The 16,259-nt window shown below is 45.2% G+C and carries 14 protein-coding genes; 12 read left to right on the top strand and 2 right to left on the bottom strand.

Going from position 1 to position 16,259, the window contains the following annotated elements; translation table 11 throughout:
* The first annotated feature begins 22 nt into the window (after nt 1-22).
* The 11 genes from fabV (at nt 23) to L1N97_RS02450 (ending at nt 12,354) form a co-directional block, all read left to right on the top strand.
* The gene (gene fabV / locus L1N97_RS02500) at nt 23-1,216 is read left to right on the top strand and encodes an enoyl-ACP reductase FabV (RefSeq protein WP_229585352.1); all 1,194 of its coding nucleotides are present in this window, start codon (nt 23-25) and stop codon (nt 1,214-1,216) included.
* Nucleotides 1,217-1,481: 265 nt separating this feature from the next.
* Complete coding sequence (locus L1N97_RS02495) at nt 1,482-2,819, top strand: Na(+)-translocating NADH-quinone reductase subunit A (protein ID WP_229585353.1); 1,338 nt, start codon at nt 1,482-1,484, stop codon at nt 2,817-2,819.
* Nucleotides 2,820-2,821: 2 nt separating this feature from the next.
* A complete protein-coding gene (locus L1N97_RS02490) occupies nt 2,822-4,027 on the top strand; it encodes an NADH:ubiquinone reductase (Na(+)-transporting) subunit B (protein WP_236128730.1) in 1,206 nt (401 codons plus the stop codon).
* Nucleotides 4,020-4,814: a Na(+)-translocating NADH-quinone reductase subunit C gene (locus L1N97_RS02485; protein ID WP_229585355.1), complete on the top strand. Its 795-nt coding sequence runs from the start codon at nt 4,020-4,022 to the stop codon at nt 4,812-4,814. The genes L1N97_RS02490 and L1N97_RS02485 overlap by 8 nt, the downstream gene beginning before the upstream one ends.
* Nucleotides 4,807-5,439 (top strand): NADH:ubiquinone reductase (Na(+)-transporting) subunit D, encoded by a 633-nt coding sequence (locus L1N97_RS02480; protein WP_229585356.1) that lies wholly within the window; start codon nt 4,807-4,809, stop codon nt 5,437-5,439. The genes L1N97_RS02485 and L1N97_RS02480 overlap by 8 nt, the downstream gene beginning before the upstream one ends.
* Before the next feature lie 10 nt (nt 5,440-5,449).
* The gene (gene nqrE / locus L1N97_RS02475) at nt 5,450-6,058 is read left to right on the top strand and encodes an NADH:ubiquinone reductase (Na(+)-transporting) subunit E (RefSeq protein ID WP_226749573.1); all 609 of its coding nucleotides are present in this window, start codon (nt 5,450-5,452) and stop codon (nt 6,056-6,058) included.
* Nucleotides 6,059-6,077: 19 nt separating this feature from the next.
* The gene (gene nqrF, locus L1N97_RS02470) at nt 6,078-7,304 is read left to right on the top strand and encodes an NADH:ubiquinone reductase (Na(+)-transporting) subunit F (protein WP_229585357.1); all 1,227 of its coding nucleotides are present in this window, start codon (nt 6,078-6,080) and stop codon (nt 7,302-7,304) included.
* 69 nt (nt 7,305-7,373) lie between these two features.
* Nucleotides 7,374-8,387, top strand: coding sequence for an FAD:protein FMN transferase (locus L1N97_RS02465; RefSeq protein WP_236128729.1), 1,014 nt, complete (start codon nt 7,374-7,376; stop codon nt 8,385-8,387).
* Nucleotides 8,388-8,395: 8 nt separating this feature from the next.
* The gene (gene nqrM / locus L1N97_RS02460; RefSeq protein WP_226749576.1) at nt 8,396-8,608 is read left to right on the top strand and encodes a (Na+)-NQR maturation NqrM; all 213 of its coding nucleotides are present in this window, start codon (nt 8,396-8,398) and stop codon (nt 8,606-8,608) included.
* A gap of 191 nt (nt 8,609-8,799) precedes the next feature.
* A complete protein-coding gene (locus L1N97_RS02455; protein ID WP_236128728.1) occupies nt 8,800-11,430 on the top strand; it encodes an ATP-binding protein in 2,631 nt (876 codons plus the stop codon).
* A gap of 84 nt (nt 11,431-11,514) precedes the next feature.
* A complete protein-coding gene (locus L1N97_RS02450; protein ID WP_229585360.1) occupies nt 11,515-12,354 on the top strand; it encodes an HDOD domain-containing protein in 840 nt (279 codons plus the stop codon).
* Between the two features lie 3 nt (nt 12,355-12,357).
* Here the strand turns inward: L1N97_RS02450 and L1N97_RS02445 are convergent, their stop codons facing one another.
* Nucleotides 12,358-13,263: a recombination-associated protein RdgC gene (locus tag L1N97_RS02445; protein WP_236128727.1), complete on the bottom strand. Its 906-nt coding sequence runs from the start codon at nt 13,261-13,263 to the stop codon at nt 12,358-12,360.
* Nucleotides 13,264-13,320: 57 nt separating this feature from the next.
* Complete coding sequence (locus L1N97_RS02440) at nt 13,321-15,063, bottom strand: sensor histidine kinase (RefSeq protein ID WP_236128726.1); 1,743 nt, start codon at nt 15,061-15,063, stop codon at nt 13,321-13,323.
* Nucleotides 15,064-15,188: 125 nt separating this feature from the next.
* Here L1N97_RS02440 and L1N97_RS16985 point away from each other — a divergent pair, with 125 nt between their 5' ends.
* Nucleotides 15,189-16,136, top strand: coding sequence for a sensor domain-containing diguanylate cyclase (locus L1N97_RS16985; protein ID WP_236128725.1), 948 nt, complete (start codon nt 15,189-15,191; stop codon nt 16,134-16,136).
* Nucleotides 16,137-16,259 lie beyond the last annotated feature (123 nt).

Here is a 16,259-nt window from a genome sequence, read left to right as displayed (position 1 = left end):
CAAGACAACAGCAGGACTCTTTATGGTTATTCAACCTAAAATTCGTGGTTTTATCTGTACTAATGCACACCCAGTTGGCTGTGCAGAACATGTAAATGAACAAATTGCTTATGTAAAAGCGCAAGGGGCCGTGACAAATGGCCCGAAAAACGTGTTAGTGATTGGTGCTTCAACGGGCTATGGTTTAGCCTCAAGAATTACCGCCACTTTCGGTTCGGGTGCCAATACCCTTGGTATCTTTTTCGAAAAAGCCCCGAGTGACAACAAAACCGGTTCTGCGGGTTGGTATAACACCGCCGCTTTTGAAGCTGCGGCTAATGCGGCGGGTGTTTGGAACAAACATTTAAACGGTGACGCTTTTACCGATGAATTAAAAGCGCAAGCCATTGAAACCATTCGCAGTGAAATGGGCAAAATTGATCTGGTCGTCTACAGCTTAGCCGCCCCTCGGCGTAAAGATCCTGTTACGGGTGAAGTGTTTAGTTCGGTATTAAAACCGATTGGCCAATCTTACACTGCAAAAAACCTCAATACCTCTAAACGTGAAATTGAAGAAGTGTCAGTAGAGCCCGCAAACGATGACGAGATCTTTAACACTGTTAAAGTGATGGGTGGCGAAGATTGGGAACGTTGGTTAAGCCAATTAGATGCAGCCGGTGTGTTAGCCGATAATTGTCAGACCGTCGCTTACACCTATATTGGTAAAGAATTAACGTGGCCTATCTACGGCAAGGCGACCATTGGTAAAGCCAAAGAAGATCTTGACCGGGCCGCTGCGGCCATTACGGCGAGCTTAGCCAGCAAAAAAGGCAAAGCCTATGTGGCGTCGTTAAAAGCCTTAGTCACGCAAGCCAGCTCCGCCATTCCGATCATGCCGTTGTATATTTCATTGCTGTACCGCGTGATGAAAGAAGAAGGTACCCATGAAGGCTGTATTGAGCAAATTAATGGCTTGTTCCGTCAGGGATTATATAGCGCTACGCCAACGCTTGATGAAGCGGGTCGTTTACGCATGGATGGAAAAGAATTAAGCGATCATGTACAGCAAACCGTAAAAGACTTATGGCAACAAGTGACCACCGAAAACATTGATACCCTGACTGACTATGTGGGTTACCACAATGAATTTTTACGGCTGTTTGGTTTCGGTTACCAGCACGTTGATTATACCGCTGATGTTGAAGCCTTAGTGCCGTTGCAGAACCTTATCAATTAGTCGTATTGACTCAGCTGAAAAAACCGCCGCAAGGCGGTTTTTATACGTTTGATACAGCAACTTTGCTGTACAACGGAACATGGATAATTTTTGGTATTACCATGGATACAAGCTGGTATTAATGCTAGAATCCGTCACTTTAATACGTGTATCTGGTTAAGTTTTGCGCAGTTGTAAGTCGCTGAATTGTTCAACCAGGTGTGCTGCCGCTCAGCAGCTGAAAAACTAGGCCCTGTTTCTTCCCAAAATAGTAGTGCAAGTACGTATGATAAAACTCAAAAAAGGCTTGGACATTCCCCTTGCAGGCAGTCCTAAACAAGAGATCAGTGCGGGCAATGCCATCACAACTGTCGCCGTTTTAGGTGAAGAGTATGTTGGTATGCGTCCGACCATGGCGGTCGAAGTGGGCGATACAGTAAAAAAAGGTCAGGTGCTTTTCGAAGATAAGAAAAACCCTGGCGTTAAGTTTACTGCCCCAATCGCGGGTACGGTTAAAGAAATCAATCGTGGCGCTAAGCGAGTTTTGCAATCCGTTGTGATTGCAGCTAGCGGCGATGCGGCTGAACAATTTACCTCGTACTCTGTCGAGCAATTGGCCAGTTTGTCAGTAGAGCAGGTTAAACAAAACTTGATCGACTCAGGATTGTGGGTAGCGCTGCGTACGCGGCCGTTTTCTCGTTCTCCTGCCATTGATAGCACGCCACGTGCCATCTTTGTGAATGCGATGGATACTAATCCATTAGCAGCCGATCCTGCTGTGGTCATAAATGCGGATGCCGAGGCGTTTACTCACGGTTTAACGGTGGTTTCACGTTTAACTGAAGGTAAAACCTACCTGAGTAAAAAAGCCGGTGTGGCTATTCCTAGCGTCTCTCAGGTCACTGTAGCCGAATTTGATGGTCCACACCCTGCGGGTTTAGTGGGCACGCATATTCATTTACTCGATGCAGCCAGTGCGAAAAAAGTCGTCTGGCACCTTGGGTATCAAGACGTTATTGCCATTGGTAAATTATTTACAACGGGGCAATTACACAGTGAGCGAGTGATTTCATTGGCCGGTCCTGTAGTGAAAAATCCACGTTTGGTGAAAACCTTGCTGGGCGCTTCAACCGCTGAACTGACTGCCGGTGAACTTAACGAAGGTCAAAACCGTATCATCTCAGGCTCAGTACTAGCAGGTACTACCGCACAGGGCGTTCACGGTTATATTGGTCGCTTCCACAATCAGGTTTCGGTATTAGCCGAAGGCTTTGAAAAGTTATTGTTTGGCTGGATTGTACCTGGCGCTGAAAAACACTCAGTTACCCGTGCTTACCTTGGCCACCTTAACCCGAAAAAACTGTTCAATCTGACCACAACCACGAATGGCTCATCACGTGCCATGGTACCTATTGGTAACTACGAGCGGGTAATGCCGTTAGATATCCTGCCAACATTATTGTTGCGCGATTTGGTTTCTGGCGACACTGACGGGGCACAAACATTAGGTTGTTTAGAATTAGACGAAGAAGATTTAGCTTTGTGTACTTATGTATGCCCAGGTAAATACGACTACGGCACTATTCTACGCAACTGCTTGACTACCATCCAGAAGGAAGGCTAATCATGAGCTTAAAGCATTTTTTAGAGCGCATTGAGCCGCAATTTGAAAAAGGCGGAAAACACGAAAAGTGGTACGCACTGTATGAAGCAGTGGCGACCGTACTTTATACGCCAGGTTTAGTGACTAAAAACGGTACTCATGTCCGTGACAGTATTGACCTGAAGCGTATTATGATTTTCGTTTGGCTGGCATTATTTCCAGCGTTATTCTTCGGTATGTACAACATTGGCCATCAGGCCAGTTTGGCATTAGCACAAGGCTTTAGTACACCTGACACTTGGCAGGTTGCCATTTACTCTGCCTTAGGCGGAGAGTTAACGGCCACCTCAGGCTGGGGCGCTAAGATGTTCTATGGCGCGGTCTGGTTCTTACCTATTTATGCCGTTACCTTTGTGGTCGGTGGCTTTTGGGAAGTTTTATTCGCCTCAGTGCGTAAACATGAAGTCAACGAAGGTTTCTTCGTTAGCTCAATCCTGTTTGCTTTAATCCTGCCTGCAACTATTCCTTTATGGCAAGTGGCGCTTGGTATCACCTTCGGTATCGTAGTGGCAAAAGAAGTGTTTGGTGGTACTGGCCGTAACTTCTTAAACCCTGCCTTAGCCGGTCGTGCGTTCTTGTTCTTCGCTTACCCAGCGCAAATCTCTGGTGATTCGGTATGGACTGTAGCCGACGGTTACTCAGGTGCGACTTGGTTAAGCAAAGCGTCTTCTGGTGAATTAGATTACGCGGCAAATACCCAGCTGTGGTGGGATGCGTTCTTGGGCTTTATCCCTGGTTCAGTCGGTGAAACCTCAGTATTGGCGTTATTAGTTGGTGGTTTAGCGTTAATTTACTTCCGCATTGCTTCTTGGCGTATCGTGCTGGGTGTCATGGTCGGTATGGTGTTAACCAGCTACTTGTTTAATGCTATTGGCTCAAACAGCAACGCGTTATTTGCGATGCCATGGCATTGGCATTTAGTGTTAGGTGGTTTTGCCATCGGTATGTTCTTTATGGCCACAGACCCAGTATCTGCTTCGTTTACTAACCAAGGTAAATGGGCTTACGGTATTTTGATTGGTTTTATGGTGGTGATGATCCGTGTGGTGAACCCGGCTTATCCAGAAGGGATGATGTTGGCAATCTTGTTTGCTAACTTGTTTGCACCTTTATTCGATTTCTTCGTGGCTCAGAGCAACATCAAGCGGAGGCTGGCACGTAATGTCTAGTAATAATGACAGCATCAGCAAGACGCTGATTGTAGTAGTTTCTTTATGTTTAGTTTGTGCCATCGTGGTGGCAACTGCCGCTGTGCAGTTGCGCCCAACGCAGCAAGCCAACAAAAAGTTAGACTCGCAAATTAACATCCTGCGCAGTGTAGGTTTAATCGAAGGTTCAGCACCTGCAGCTAAGGTTGCCGAGCTGTTTAGCAAGCACGTTGAAACGCGTCTGGTTAATTTAAAGACCGGTGAGATCGACGCAAGCTGCGATACCGCTTGTGCTGAGGCTTATGACTACCGTAAAAACCTGAAGGAAGGTGAAGCGCTGGCGCAAAGCGAAGATGTGGCTTCTATCCGTCGTATTTCAGAGCAAGCACCTATTTGGTTAACTTACGATGAAAATCGTAACTTAAAAGCCGTGGTGTTACCGGTGCATGGTTATGGCTTATGGTCAACGATGCATGCTTTCTTAGCAGTTGAAACCGATGGTAATACGATTATCGGCTTAAACTACTATGAGCAAGGTGAAACGCCCGGTTTAGGTGGTGAAATAGAAAACCCACGTTGGAAAGCACAGTTCACGGGTAAGAAATTAACCAATGATGCTGGCCAGCTGGCGTTAACTATTTTGAAACCAGGTAATGCCGACCCTCAGTCTGATTATCAGGTTGATGGTTTGTCAGGTGCCACGCTGACTGCAAATGGTGTGCAAAATACCTTCACTTTCTGGATTGGTGAGAACGGCTTCGGTCCATTCTTAACTAAAGTGCGTCAAGGAGCCTTAACCAATGGCTAATGCTAAAGAAATTAAAACCGTCCTGTTTGGTCCGGTTTTTGCCAATAACCCTATCGCTTTACAAGTACTCGGTATTTGTTCTGCGCTAGCGGTAACAACTCAGATGACCACCGCATTAGTAATGTGTTTGGCATTGACCTTTGTAACGGCCTTTTCGAATTTCTTTATTTCGAGTATCCGTAACCACATTCCATCAAGCGTACGTATCATCGTGCAGATGACCATTATCGCTTCATTGGTAATCGTTGTTGACCAGTTCTTGAAAGCCTATGCTTATGATTTATCAAAGCAACTTTCGGTATTCGTTGGCTTGATTATCACTAACTGTATCGTTATGGGCCGTGCTGAAGCCTATGCCATGAAAAGTACTCCAGGTATGAGTTTCTTAGATGGTATTGGTAACGGCTTAGGTTATAGCGTGGTGTTATTAGTTGTCGCCTTTATCCGTGAGTTAGGCGGTTCAGGTTCAGTATTTGGCGTACAAATCATGCCTCTGATCAGTGAAGGCGGCTGGTATCAGCCAATGGGTATCCTACTGATGCCACCAAGCGCCTTCATCATTATTGCAGCCTTTATCTGGGTATTACGTGCATACCGCCCAGAGCAAGTTGAGAAGAAGGTATAAGGAGCGATTGATGGAACATTACATTAGCTTGTTCGTACGTGCCGTATTTATTGAAAACCTGGCATTAGCATTCTTCTTAGGGATGTGTACCTTTCTTGCTGTATCACAAAAAATCAAAACTGCTTTTGGTTTAGGTGTTGCGGTTATCGTTGTACTGGGTATTTCGGTACCGGTGAACAACTTGGTTTTCCACCTTTTATTAGCGCCAGGTGCGTTAGCATGGGCGGGATTTCCGGATGCCGATCTGAGTTTCTTAGGATTCTTAACCTACATCGGCGTTATCGCTGCCCTGGTGCAAATTCTAGAAATGATCTTAGACAAGTACTTCCCTGCGTTATACAACGCATTAGGTATTTTCTTACCTTTAATTACCGTTAACTGCGCTATTTTCGGTGCGGTAGCCTTTATGGTTGAACGTGATTATACCTTCGGTGAGAGCGTCGTGTTCGGTTTAGGAAGTGGTGTAGGTTGGGCATTAGCGATTACGGTATTAGCCGCAGTTCGTGAAAAGCTGAAATACGCTGATATCCCAGACGGTTTACGCGGTTTAGGTTCTACCTTCTTGGTAGTAGGTTTAATGGGATTAGGCTTTATGTCTTTCTCTGGCGTTCAACTATAAGCAGTAGAGGAATAACACCATGCAAGAGATTTATCTTGGCGTTGGCATGTTCACTGTCGTGGTACTGGCGCTAGTATTTATTATTCTAGCGGCCAAATCAAAACTGGTTGCCAGTGGCGATATCACGATCAGTGTTAACGGTGATCCGAGCAAAGCAATTAAAACAAAAGCAGGCGGTAAGTTATTAAGCGTATTAGCTGATAACGGTATCTTCTTGTCATCCGCCTGTGGTGGCGGTGGTTCTTGTGGTCAGTGTCGTGTCCATGTACACGAGGGCGGTGGTGAGATTTTACCCACCGAGCTGGGTCACATCACTAAAGGTCAGGCCCGTGAAGGCTGTCGTTTGTCTTGTCAGGTTAATGTTAAAACTGACATGGACATCGAAGTCGAAGCAGAAATCTTCGGTATTAAAAAATGGGATTGCTCGGTTATTTCTAACGATAACAAAGCCACTTTCATTAAAGAGCTGAAACTGCAGATCCCTGATGGCGAATCAGTACCCTTCCGTGCGGGTGGTTATATCCAAATTGAAGCGCCTGCGCATCACGTTAAATATGCAGATTTTGATGTTCCTGCACAATTCCGTGGTGATTGGGAACGTTTCAAATTCTTCACACTGGAGTCAAAAGTGGATGAGCCGACTATTCGTGCTTATTCAATGGCTAACTATCCAGAAGAAGAAGGCATTATCATGCTGAACGTGCGTATCGCTACGCCGCCACCTAATAACCTGACGCTGCCTTGCGGTAAGATGTCATCGTTTATTTGGTCTTTGAAAGAAGGCGACAAAGTAACGATTTCAGGGCCTTTTGGTGAGTTCTATGCCAAAGACACTGAAGCTGAAATGGTCTTTATCGGTGGTGGTGCAGGTATGGCGCCAATGCGTTCACATATCTTTGACCAATTACGCCGCTTAAAAACCAAGCGTAAGATCAGTTTCTGGTACGGTGCGCGTTCGAAGCGCGAAATGTTCTATGTTGAAGATTTCGATATGCTAGCGGCAGAGAACGACAATTTCGAATGGCATGTGGCGTTATCTGATCCACAACCAGAAGATAACTGGACGGGCTATACGGGCTTTATCCATAACGTTATTTATGAAAACTACCTGAAGAACCACAAAGCACCAGAAGACTGTGAGTTCTACATGTGTGGTCCACCAATGATGAACAAAGCAGTTATCAATATGCTGAAAGACTTAGGCGTAGAAGATGACAACATTCTATTAGATGACTTTGGTGGTTAATCTAAGCGTGACGCGGTAAAATAGTAGGGGTGACTTTTAGTCGCCCCTTATTTTTATCAGGAGCAGAACATGCGATTTATTCGCCCCTTGCTAATGTTAGTGTTCGTTATAGTGGTTGCGGCTTGCCAACCGCAACAAACCTTCCCAGAATACAAAGTGGAAGGTAAAACGATGGGCACTTATTATGTTGTGAAATTCTACAGTGAGCAAGAGCCGGATCTGACCGCGCTGCAAGCCACCTTTGATACCGAGTTAGAGCTATTAAACGATCTGATGTCGACCTATCGACCAGAATCTGAATTAATGCGCTTTAATCGCCAACAGAGCAGCGAGCCCTTTACCTTATCAACCCGTACGCAACTGGTTATAGCCGAAGCCATTCGTGTCGGGCACGAAACGCAAGGTGTGCTTGATGTTACCGTGGCGCCATTAGTCGAGTTATGGGGTTTTGGTGCGCAAGGTCGCATTGAACATGCGCCTGACGAGCAAGCGTTAATAGCCATACGCCAACATGTGGGTATTGATAAAATCAGTTTAAATGGCACTGAGTTACAAAAAAGCGATCCGCGGGTGAGTGTTGATTTGTCGACGATAGCTAAGGGCTATGGCGTCGATCAATTAGCAGAGATCTTATTAGCGCAAGGCATCACAAGCTTTTTGGTGGATATTGGTGGCGAAATGCGTTTAGGTGCAGCAAAACCTAATGGTGAGTGGCGAGTGGCCATTGAAAAACCGATCGACCATGAACGTGCTGTGCAACGCATTATGGCGGTAAACCAAATCGCGGTAGCTACCTCGGGTGATTATCGTAATTACTTTGAGGAAGACGGTATTCGTTACTCGCATTTAATTGATCCGCGTACGGGTAAACCCATCCAGCATAAAACAGTATCTAGCACTGTGCTGCATGCATCCGCTATGACGGCAGATGCCTATGCCACAGCGTTAAATGTGATGTCGGCAAGTGAGGCACTGGCGTTTGCTAATCAGCAGCAGCTTGCTGCATTAATTATTGAAAAAACGGATGCCGGTTTTGTGGAACATATATCAGATGCTTTTAAACCTTATTTAACTCAACCTTGAGGTGAACAATGACCATTTTTTTAATGACCTTTGGGTTATTTTTAGTTGTAGTTGTGGCAATGGCCAGCGGTTATTTATTACAACGTAAGTCACTTGCCGGAAGTTGTGGCGGTTTAGGTGAATTGAACATCGATAAAGCTTGTGACTGCGATAAGCCTTGTGAGAAAAGACAAAAACGCTTAGAAAAAGAAAAGTTTTGGCAAGATAATAAAATTATCTAAAGCTCAGGGCTAGGTCGCCATGCGATCTAGCCCCATCAAGGCTATGCCATGTTCATGGCTACCAGACCTTGCGTTAACCGAGTTAAATCTGCTTTTTGTCGTCAAAACTGCCTGATCCCTTGTCGCTGACTGCAATGCTGAGTATGCTGTAAGTCCATTGTTATTAACAATTATAATAGGCATAAGCCAGCATGAGGCTTCGGGAAACACTGTTAATCTATATGCTGCCGCTATTGATTTTACCTTTAGCGTTGTTAGGCTATTTGGCATATCACTACAGTAACACCGTCAAACAACAACAATTGTTTCAGCAGGTTTCACAGCAGTTAAACGACCAACAACAATACCTCAATGACTATTTGAGAGTGAATCAGACTAAGCTGTCGATACTCACCATTTCAAAACGCCTTAATCAATATTTACAAACGGGTTCCGCCGAAGATAAACAGGCCGTAGATAGCTTGTTTCAAGAAGTGGCGGCGCAAGATAAGACGCTACGAGCCATCAAGTTGTTGCGGCTAAATGGCGATGAGGATGTGATTTACCCAGCTCAACAGGCGGTTTCGACGGTACCAAGTCGTTTTAGGAATGAGTATTTTTCTTTAGTACAAGCGATGATCGAAGATCAAACGGTGTTTCTGGCGCCACATGGCGTAGATCGTCAATTGCAGGTCTTTATTGTGAAAAAGCTTTACCTTGCGGATAGTCGCGCGAGTCGGCAAGTGTGGGGTTATATTTTGATGGTGCTCGATGCCGAGCCCTTTGCTCAAGTTGCGAATAACCCTGTCTCAACCAATAGTGTCACTTTATTGGTCAATCGTGCCGCCACCATTGCGTATGCCGCCAATCAATCTTTAATCGGTAGTGCCTTCCCGCCCAGTCAATATCGGATCATTCAGCAGAGCATTGATCATACTCATTTTATTGATAGTTTATTGCTGGGCCAACCGAAACTCTTACTCGGTAAAAACTTAACGGGCTCGTATCAGCTGATCTACGGCGTGGATGCAGACGAGATGTATAGCCAGTTTTTAAACTGGCCAGGGTATATCTTGTTGTTCGCGTTATTTTGTATCTTCGCAGTGCCTATTCTAATACACCAAATACTGATTTATCAGGTGTTTAACCCGGTAAAACAACTGACGGCAGCGAAAACGGCGGTTGGCCGCGGTAACTTTGCGACATTACTTGAAATACGTAAGCAAGATGAACTCGGTGATATGTTCGCGGCTTTTAATGTGATGGTGCGGCAGTTACGCGTGTACCGAGAACGTGAAACAATCTATAAACAGCAACTCGAAGATAAGGTATTGCGTCGTACTCAAGATCTCGCCCGGGCCAATAACGATTTAGCTTCAGCTAACCAAGAATTAATTTTAGCGCGTGAAGTGGCCGAGCAAGCCAACCGTTTAAAAAGTGTATTTTTAGCTAACATGAGCCATGAGATCCGCACACCATTGACTGCGATTATTGGTTTTAGTGAGCAAGCCTTAAATGAAACAGAACAAGAAACCCGTTCGGATTATTTACGCCGCGTGCTGCGCAGTAGCGAGCATTTGCTTGGCTTAATCAACGATATTTTGGATTTATCAAAAATTGAAGCTGACAAATTAGAGCTGCAATTAAGCCAGGTCGATTACCTAGCGATGCTCGATGAAATTTATCAGCAAACCAAGGAGCAAGCCCGTCAAAAGAGGCTAGAGTGTCAATTACACATTCAGTTTCCGTTACCCCAAACTCTTTATGTGGACAGCTTGCGTTTACGACAGGTGTTATTAAATCTCACCAGTAACGCCGTGAAATTTACCCGTAAAGGTAAGATCTTGTTAGCGGTCAGTTATGATGCAGCACATTCGCGGCTGTCGATTAAAATAAAAGACACCGGCATTGGCATGAATAACGATGAGCAACAGCGTTTATTCCAGCCGTTTATGCAAGCCGATGCCACCGTTACTCGCGATTTTGGTGGAACGGGTCTAGGCCTGTGTATCTCGAAAAAACTGATTGAGCAAATGTCGGGCGATATTTTGGTCGAAAGTGTCAAGGGCATTGGCAGTAGCTTTGAATTACTGTTGCCCGTTGGCGATACAGTGCAGCTGATTGAGCAATATGAGGCTGTTGAACCCCTTGCTGAGCCGATAACCGAGCATGACACGCAGTGGCAACTTAATGTGCTGGTGGCGGAAGATAACCCGGATAACCAACTGCTGCTGGCGTTAATGCTAGATAAAGTGGGAGTGCATCATGAATTGGTCAGTAATGGTCATCAAGCGGTAGAGCGCGCTTTATCTGGCCGTTTTGATGTGATCTTTATGGATATGCAAATGCCTGTGATGGGTGGAGAAGAAGCCACTCAATTGATCCGACTGGCCGGCGTGAACACCCCCATTATTGCAGTGACGGCTAATGTGATGGCGGAGGATGCCGAGCGTTACCGTCTAGCGGGGTGTCAGGAATTACTTGGCAAGCCTATTGTGCAAAAAGAATTTTTGTCCTTGTTGCGTCGTTATGCTAAAACAACGTCAAGCAAATTACAGGAGTTGGATCAGCATTTAGCCCAGGATCCCGCTATGCAAGCGCTAAAAGCGCGTTTTAAAGCGCAGTTGCCGGCGTTATTACAGCAATTTGAGCTAGCTTTGCAGCAGCAAGCCTGGTCTAGCCTAGAGTTTGATGCCCATAGTTTAAAAGGCAGTGCGGGCAGTATGGGGTACCCACAACTCACCCAACTTGCCGACGAATTAGAAAAAATAGCAAAACATCAAGATGTGGCTGCGGTGCAAGCTATCTTGCAACAGATGCAGCAGATAATCGAGCAAGCTTAATGTAACCGGATCGGCTTAAACCGAGGGTGCTTACTATTAAGCCCTATAACGAGTTTTCATTGATTAACCGAGAGACTGCGCAGTATGAGTGCACAACAAGCATTACTGACTATTTTAGATGACAAGATCCGTAATGACCGCTTGGTCTTACCGACCTTGCCAGAAATTGCGTTACGAGTGCGGCAACGAGCCGATGATGCCAGCGTAAGCTTAGCGCAAATGGCAGAGGTTATTTCACAAGACCCCTCTTTGACAGCCCGGATGATGAAAGTCGCTAACAGCGCCTTTATGGGGCGTTCTATTAAGGTGAGCACCTTAAACCAAGCGGTTACTCGAATTGGTTTAAGCCAAATTAAAAATATCGCCACCGCGATGGCGGTAGAGCAGTTATTCATATCGCAATATAAACAAGTACAGCAGCATTTAGATAAATTATGGCAAGACAATGTGCAGGTCGCGGCGATCGCGGTGGCCTGCTTAAAAGCCTATCAAACAGTGAATAAGCAATGTACGTTAAGTGCGGATGTGATGACGTTATGTGCGTTAGTGCATAATATTGGGGCGCTTGCCGTGATCACCGAAGCCGAACGGCATCCAGAAGTGTTTGGGCATCCGATTTTTTTAACCAGTGTGATCGACAAGGCGGCGCCTTATATTAGTGTCAAAGTGTTAAAGGCCTGGGGCTTTGATGACGAGTTGCAGCGTGCAGCCAAAACATGGCGCGTTTGTAAGGCCAGCCCAGAATTAGATTATACGGATTTTATTCGTTTAGCGGCCGTAGCACGCGGTTATTACAAATCAACGGAAGAACAACACCAATTGCTAACGCATTATGTTACGCAGCAAGTGGTGTCGGTACCGGAGTTTATGCAACAACCGCAAATTGCCAACCTGTACCAAGACATTCGGCAACTGTTTCAATAAATCTTAACTTTCCGGATGGCTATTCACCTGCTCGCTGATGGCGAGCAGGGCATTGTTGACACTGTCCGCCATCAATAACAAATCAGCATCTAATCGTGCCGGTAAATCATCCCAGCCCAGTTCATCATTGTGATCAATAACGCTATCTGGGTATTTGACTTGTTTGATACTGCCATCATCAGTGATGGTTAGTGAGACACCTTCGGTTTGTTGCAAGCTGATGCGCGTAACCAATTTATCTTGTAAATGGGTTTGTACTTCATCGGCGCTGAGTAAATGATTACTAAAGCGCACCTTGGCACCTTCTTCATCGGGCGCTTTTAACTCGACTTCCGCCCCTGGCATAAAGCCCTTGGGTAAATCCTCATGCTTTAACCATTGTTGCAACTGACTATTCAGTTTATGGCTGTCTAACCAAGGTAAAGCCGGTAAAGAACCCATGGCTTTGCGCAGTAAAGCCAAGATATCTTCTGCTTTACTCGCACTGCTGCTATTAATCACCAACCAGTTTTGTTGCGCATCATAATAACCTTGAGTCAGCTGTGAACGACTGAAAGCACGCGGCAGTAAAGTATGAATAAGCTCTTCTTTTAAAGCCTGTTTTTCTTTACGACTTAACGCGCGGCCTTGTTCTTGCTCGGCAGCATCAATTTTAGGTTGTAACTCTTCATTGATCACGGCAGCAGGTAGGATCTTTTCTTGGCGCTTAATCGCAAAAAACCAGCGGTGCTGCTGTTGATGGCAATATTGTTTAATACTGTTATGCAGTGGATAGCTAAACCCACTTTTCACTGCTTCTTGGCCGGTACAAGGGCTGAACTTAAATTCAGCGAAGGCTTGCTCAAGGCTGGCCAAATCTGTTGTCAGCGGAGCGCTGAGTTTGTAAACCCGAATATTTTTAAACCACATAAAAACCTTACTTCATTTTACAGCAAAGAGCGGCAGTATACCCTGCTTCAAGCGGCGCTATCTATTTAGTTTTTTAGGAAAACAAATATGATAATGCAAGCCTTCGCCCAGTTGGCTGCTGACCTCAATGCTGCCACCTAGCGTTTGGCGAACTAAGTTATAGATGATATGCGTACCTAAGCCGCTGCCACCCTGATTGCGCTTGGTGGTGAAAAACGGATGAAATAATTGCGCTAACTGATCGGCCGCGAGCCCTTTACCATCGTCAGCATAATGGATATCAATATTGTGCTCGTTGTCTAGCACGGTAATGCGGATCAGCCCATGCTCTCGGTCTTCAAAGCCATGGATCAATGAGTTCATCAGCAGGTTGGTAATAATTTGTGAAATAGCACCGGCTGGGCAATCTAGGATAATGTTCTCTTCGCAGTTCACCTCAATTTGATACTGGGTTTTCTTAAAGTGCGGCTGTAATGAACGAATAATTTCATTCAGATAGTCACAAAGATTGATGGTGCGGGTGGCTTCACTGGCTTGATCCACGGCGATTTGTTTAAAGCTAGCAATCAGATCGGATGCTCGCGATAAATTTGATTGCAATAAGGCGGTGCTTTGTTGCGCTTCTTGTAAGAATTCTTCGAGCATTTTGGGCGTAAGCTGCTTTTGTTGATAAGCGCTGCTCAGTTTGCTGACACGCTCATCTAAAAAGCTGGTGGCCGTAACACAAATCCCCACAGGGGTATTCACTTCATGTGTAATACCGGCGACTAAACCGCCGAGTGCCGCCATTTTTTCAGATTGCACTAACCGGTCTTGCGCTAAGTTTAAGTTATCAATGGTCTCCTGCAGCTCACGTTGTTTTTGCAGTAAGTTACTTTCTGTTTGCACACGCTGTTCGATTTCTTCACGTAGAGCTTGTTTTTTATGCAGTAATTCTTGTTTTTGTTGCTGCAAATCCATCATCGCTTGACTTAACCCCGAGGTTTTTCGCGCGACTTCTTGTTCTAATAAGAGGTTTTGTTGATCTAATTTATTATGTGATACCAGCAATTGTTGCTGTGTTTGTTTTAATTGGCCTTGATTGTCGCTTAAGCGAGCCAGCAGTCGGTTAAACGCATTTGCCATAAAGGATAATTCAGCGCCTTGGTCTTCTGCGACAATGACTTTGCTGCCATCTAACTGGTCGAGATCTAAATCTTCAATTTGTTGGCTTAAATCAGCTAAAGGTTCAATCAGATAACGGCGAAACGCCAGTAAGAATAAGATAATTAAAAAAGTGGTTTTTAGCATTGCGTTGGCAATCAGGAAATATAAACCCACTTTGATACGTTCGATAACAATATCGCGGCTGGAAAATAGTGTGACATCGCCCACTTGGCTCGTTCTGCCAGAAAACTCAAAGATTAACGGAAAGGTAAATCCAAAAATACCCGAACCTTGTTCACTTAAACTGACTTCTTCACTCACCAATTGGTTGCTAAAGCGTTGTTGAATATCAATATAACGGCCAGATTGAGTAATAATGGCGCCGTTATCGTCCCGCACAATAATCCCTTCAATCGTTGGGATGGCTAACAAGCCGTCGGCAATATTTAAGGTTTGTGGGGTGTTGAGCTCCCAAATCGCCCGCGTCAAACTGCCAGCGAAGGTGTTTTGTAAGGTGGTTAGCTCGTTATTAATATAATTTTTGGCGTTGTAATATTCAGCAACGATCTGGCCAACGGTCACCACGAGCGTCAAAATAAAATAGACTGATAAGACTTTTGTCAGCAGCTTTTTTGACAAGCTGGGTTGCTGCATGGTATCACCCTAAGATTGATCATCGTTTTATTATTATGTATTACTGTTACCATAACGAATAAGCGTAAGATTTAAAATAGTTATAGCAAAATAGTCAGCAATTGGCGGTAAAAAGAGGAATCTGTGTGATCTCGTCGATATTAGTAGCCATGGTGCAACATTTACCTGGTGGCGTTTTGTTACTGAATTCGCATTGCCAAATCAGTTACGCCAACAGCTTTATTTACCGATATAGCGAATTGACAGAGCGAGAGCTGGTAGGCAAATCGTTTTTTTCTTTGTTTCCCGAAGTGCCTAAAGCGTGGTTCAATCGGAAAATGCAGAGCGTGTTGACCAGCCAACAAACCGAACAGATTAGCTGGCAACAGCGCTTGTATTTACTGAAGTTTCCTCGCCAACAACACCTGGACCAAACACAAGTGTATATGGCGCAAAATTGCACGCTTATTGCCTTACGTCACCCTCAAACTCACGAACAATTTCTGTGCTTGTGGATCCAAGATGCCAGTGAGCAAGCGCGTTATCACGCTCAATTATTAATGACGCAGCAACAACTCAAAATTCACGACCGCCAAGATAGTCTTACCGGCTTGATGAATCGACAATTTTGGCAGCAACAATTATTGTTAGAAATCGCACGAGCCGAGCGCTATGAGCGGCCGTTATCGCTAATGATGTTTGATATTGATCAGTTTAAACACCTTAATGACCAATATGGCCACAAAGTAGCAGATATCTTGTTACAGTCGCTGGCGCGTCATTGTGCAGGGCTATTGCGTGATAATGATCTCTTAGCACGCTTCGGTGGCGCTTCTTTTGCAGTCGTGCTGCCAGATACCACCTTAAATGGGGCAATAGAAGTGGCCAACCGGATCCGTTTGCAATTATCAGAACAAGCTTTTATCGAGCATGAACCCAAAGCGCGGGTGACAATTAGCGCGGGCGTGAGTTTGCATCAAATGTCGAACAGTGCAGATGAATTGATCTTACAAGCCGATCAAGCCCTGTATCAAGCGAAACGAGCGGGCCGAAATCAGGTCAGTATTTGGAATGCCGCAGCGATAGCCAGTTAAATCAGAAAAAGGATTGACAGACGTCTATAAGTCCGTGCATAGTGTGCCCATGAAAATAAAAATGACAGCACTCACCATGATTATTATCACCACCAACCCTGCGGGGTAGGAGGTCGGCGGTGT

Origin of the sequence: Rheinheimera sp. UJ63 (genome assembly GCF_021568285.1) — a bacterium.
GTDB classification, from domain to species: Bacteria; Pseudomonadota; Gammaproteobacteria; order Enterobacterales; family Alteromonadaceae; genus Alishewanella; species Alishewanella maricola.
This window is presented reverse-complemented; position numbering and strand designations above follow the sequence as displayed.

Coding starts and splice junctions, on each gene's coding strand:
- L1N97_RS02445 (WP_236128727.1), bottom strand. CDS start 13,263: ATGTGGTTTAAAAATATTCGGGTTTACAAACTCAGCGCTCCGCTGACA.
- nqrF (WP_229585357.1), top strand. CDS start 6,078: ATGCAAGAGATTTATCTTGGCGTTGGCATGTTCACTGTCGTGGTACTG.
- nqrM (WP_226749576.1), top strand. CDS start 8,396: ATGACCATTTTTTTAATGACCTTTGGGTTATTTTTAGTTGTAGTTGTG.
- L1N97_RS02465 (WP_236128729.1), top strand. CDS start 7,374: ATGCGATTTATTCGCCCCTTGCTAATGTTAGTGTTCGTTATAGTGGTT.
- L1N97_RS02495 (WP_229585353.1), top strand. CDS start 1,482: ATGATAAAACTCAAAAAAGGCTTGGACATTCCCCTTGCAGGCAGTCCT.
- L1N97_RS02485 (WP_229585355.1), top strand. CDS start 4,020: ATGTCTAGTAATAATGACAGCATCAGCAAGACGCTGATTGTAGTAGTT.
- L1N97_RS02490 (WP_236128730.1), top strand. CDS start 2,822: ATGAGCTTAAAGCATTTTTTAGAGCGCATTGAGCCGCAATTTGAAAAA.
- L1N97_RS02450 (WP_229585360.1), top strand. CDS start 11,515: ATGAGTGCACAACAAGCATTACTGACTATTTTAGATGACAAGATCCGT.
- nqrE (WP_226749573.1), top strand. CDS start 5,450: ATGGAACATTACATTAGCTTGTTCGTACGTGCCGTATTTATTGAAAAC.
- L1N97_RS02455 (WP_236128728.1), top strand. CDS start 8,800: ATGAGGCTTCGGGAAACACTGTTAATCTATATGCTGCCGCTATTGATT.
- L1N97_RS02480 (WP_229585356.1), top strand. CDS start 4,807: ATGGCTAATGCTAAAGAAATTAAAACCGTCCTGTTTGGTCCGGTTTTT.
- L1N97_RS02440 (WP_236128726.1), bottom strand. CDS start 15,063: ATGCAGCAACCCAGCTTGTCAAAAAAGCTGCTGACAAAAGTCTTATCA.
- fabV (WP_229585352.1), top strand. CDS start 23: ATGGTTATTCAACCTAAAATTCGTGGTTTTATCTGTACTAATGCACAC.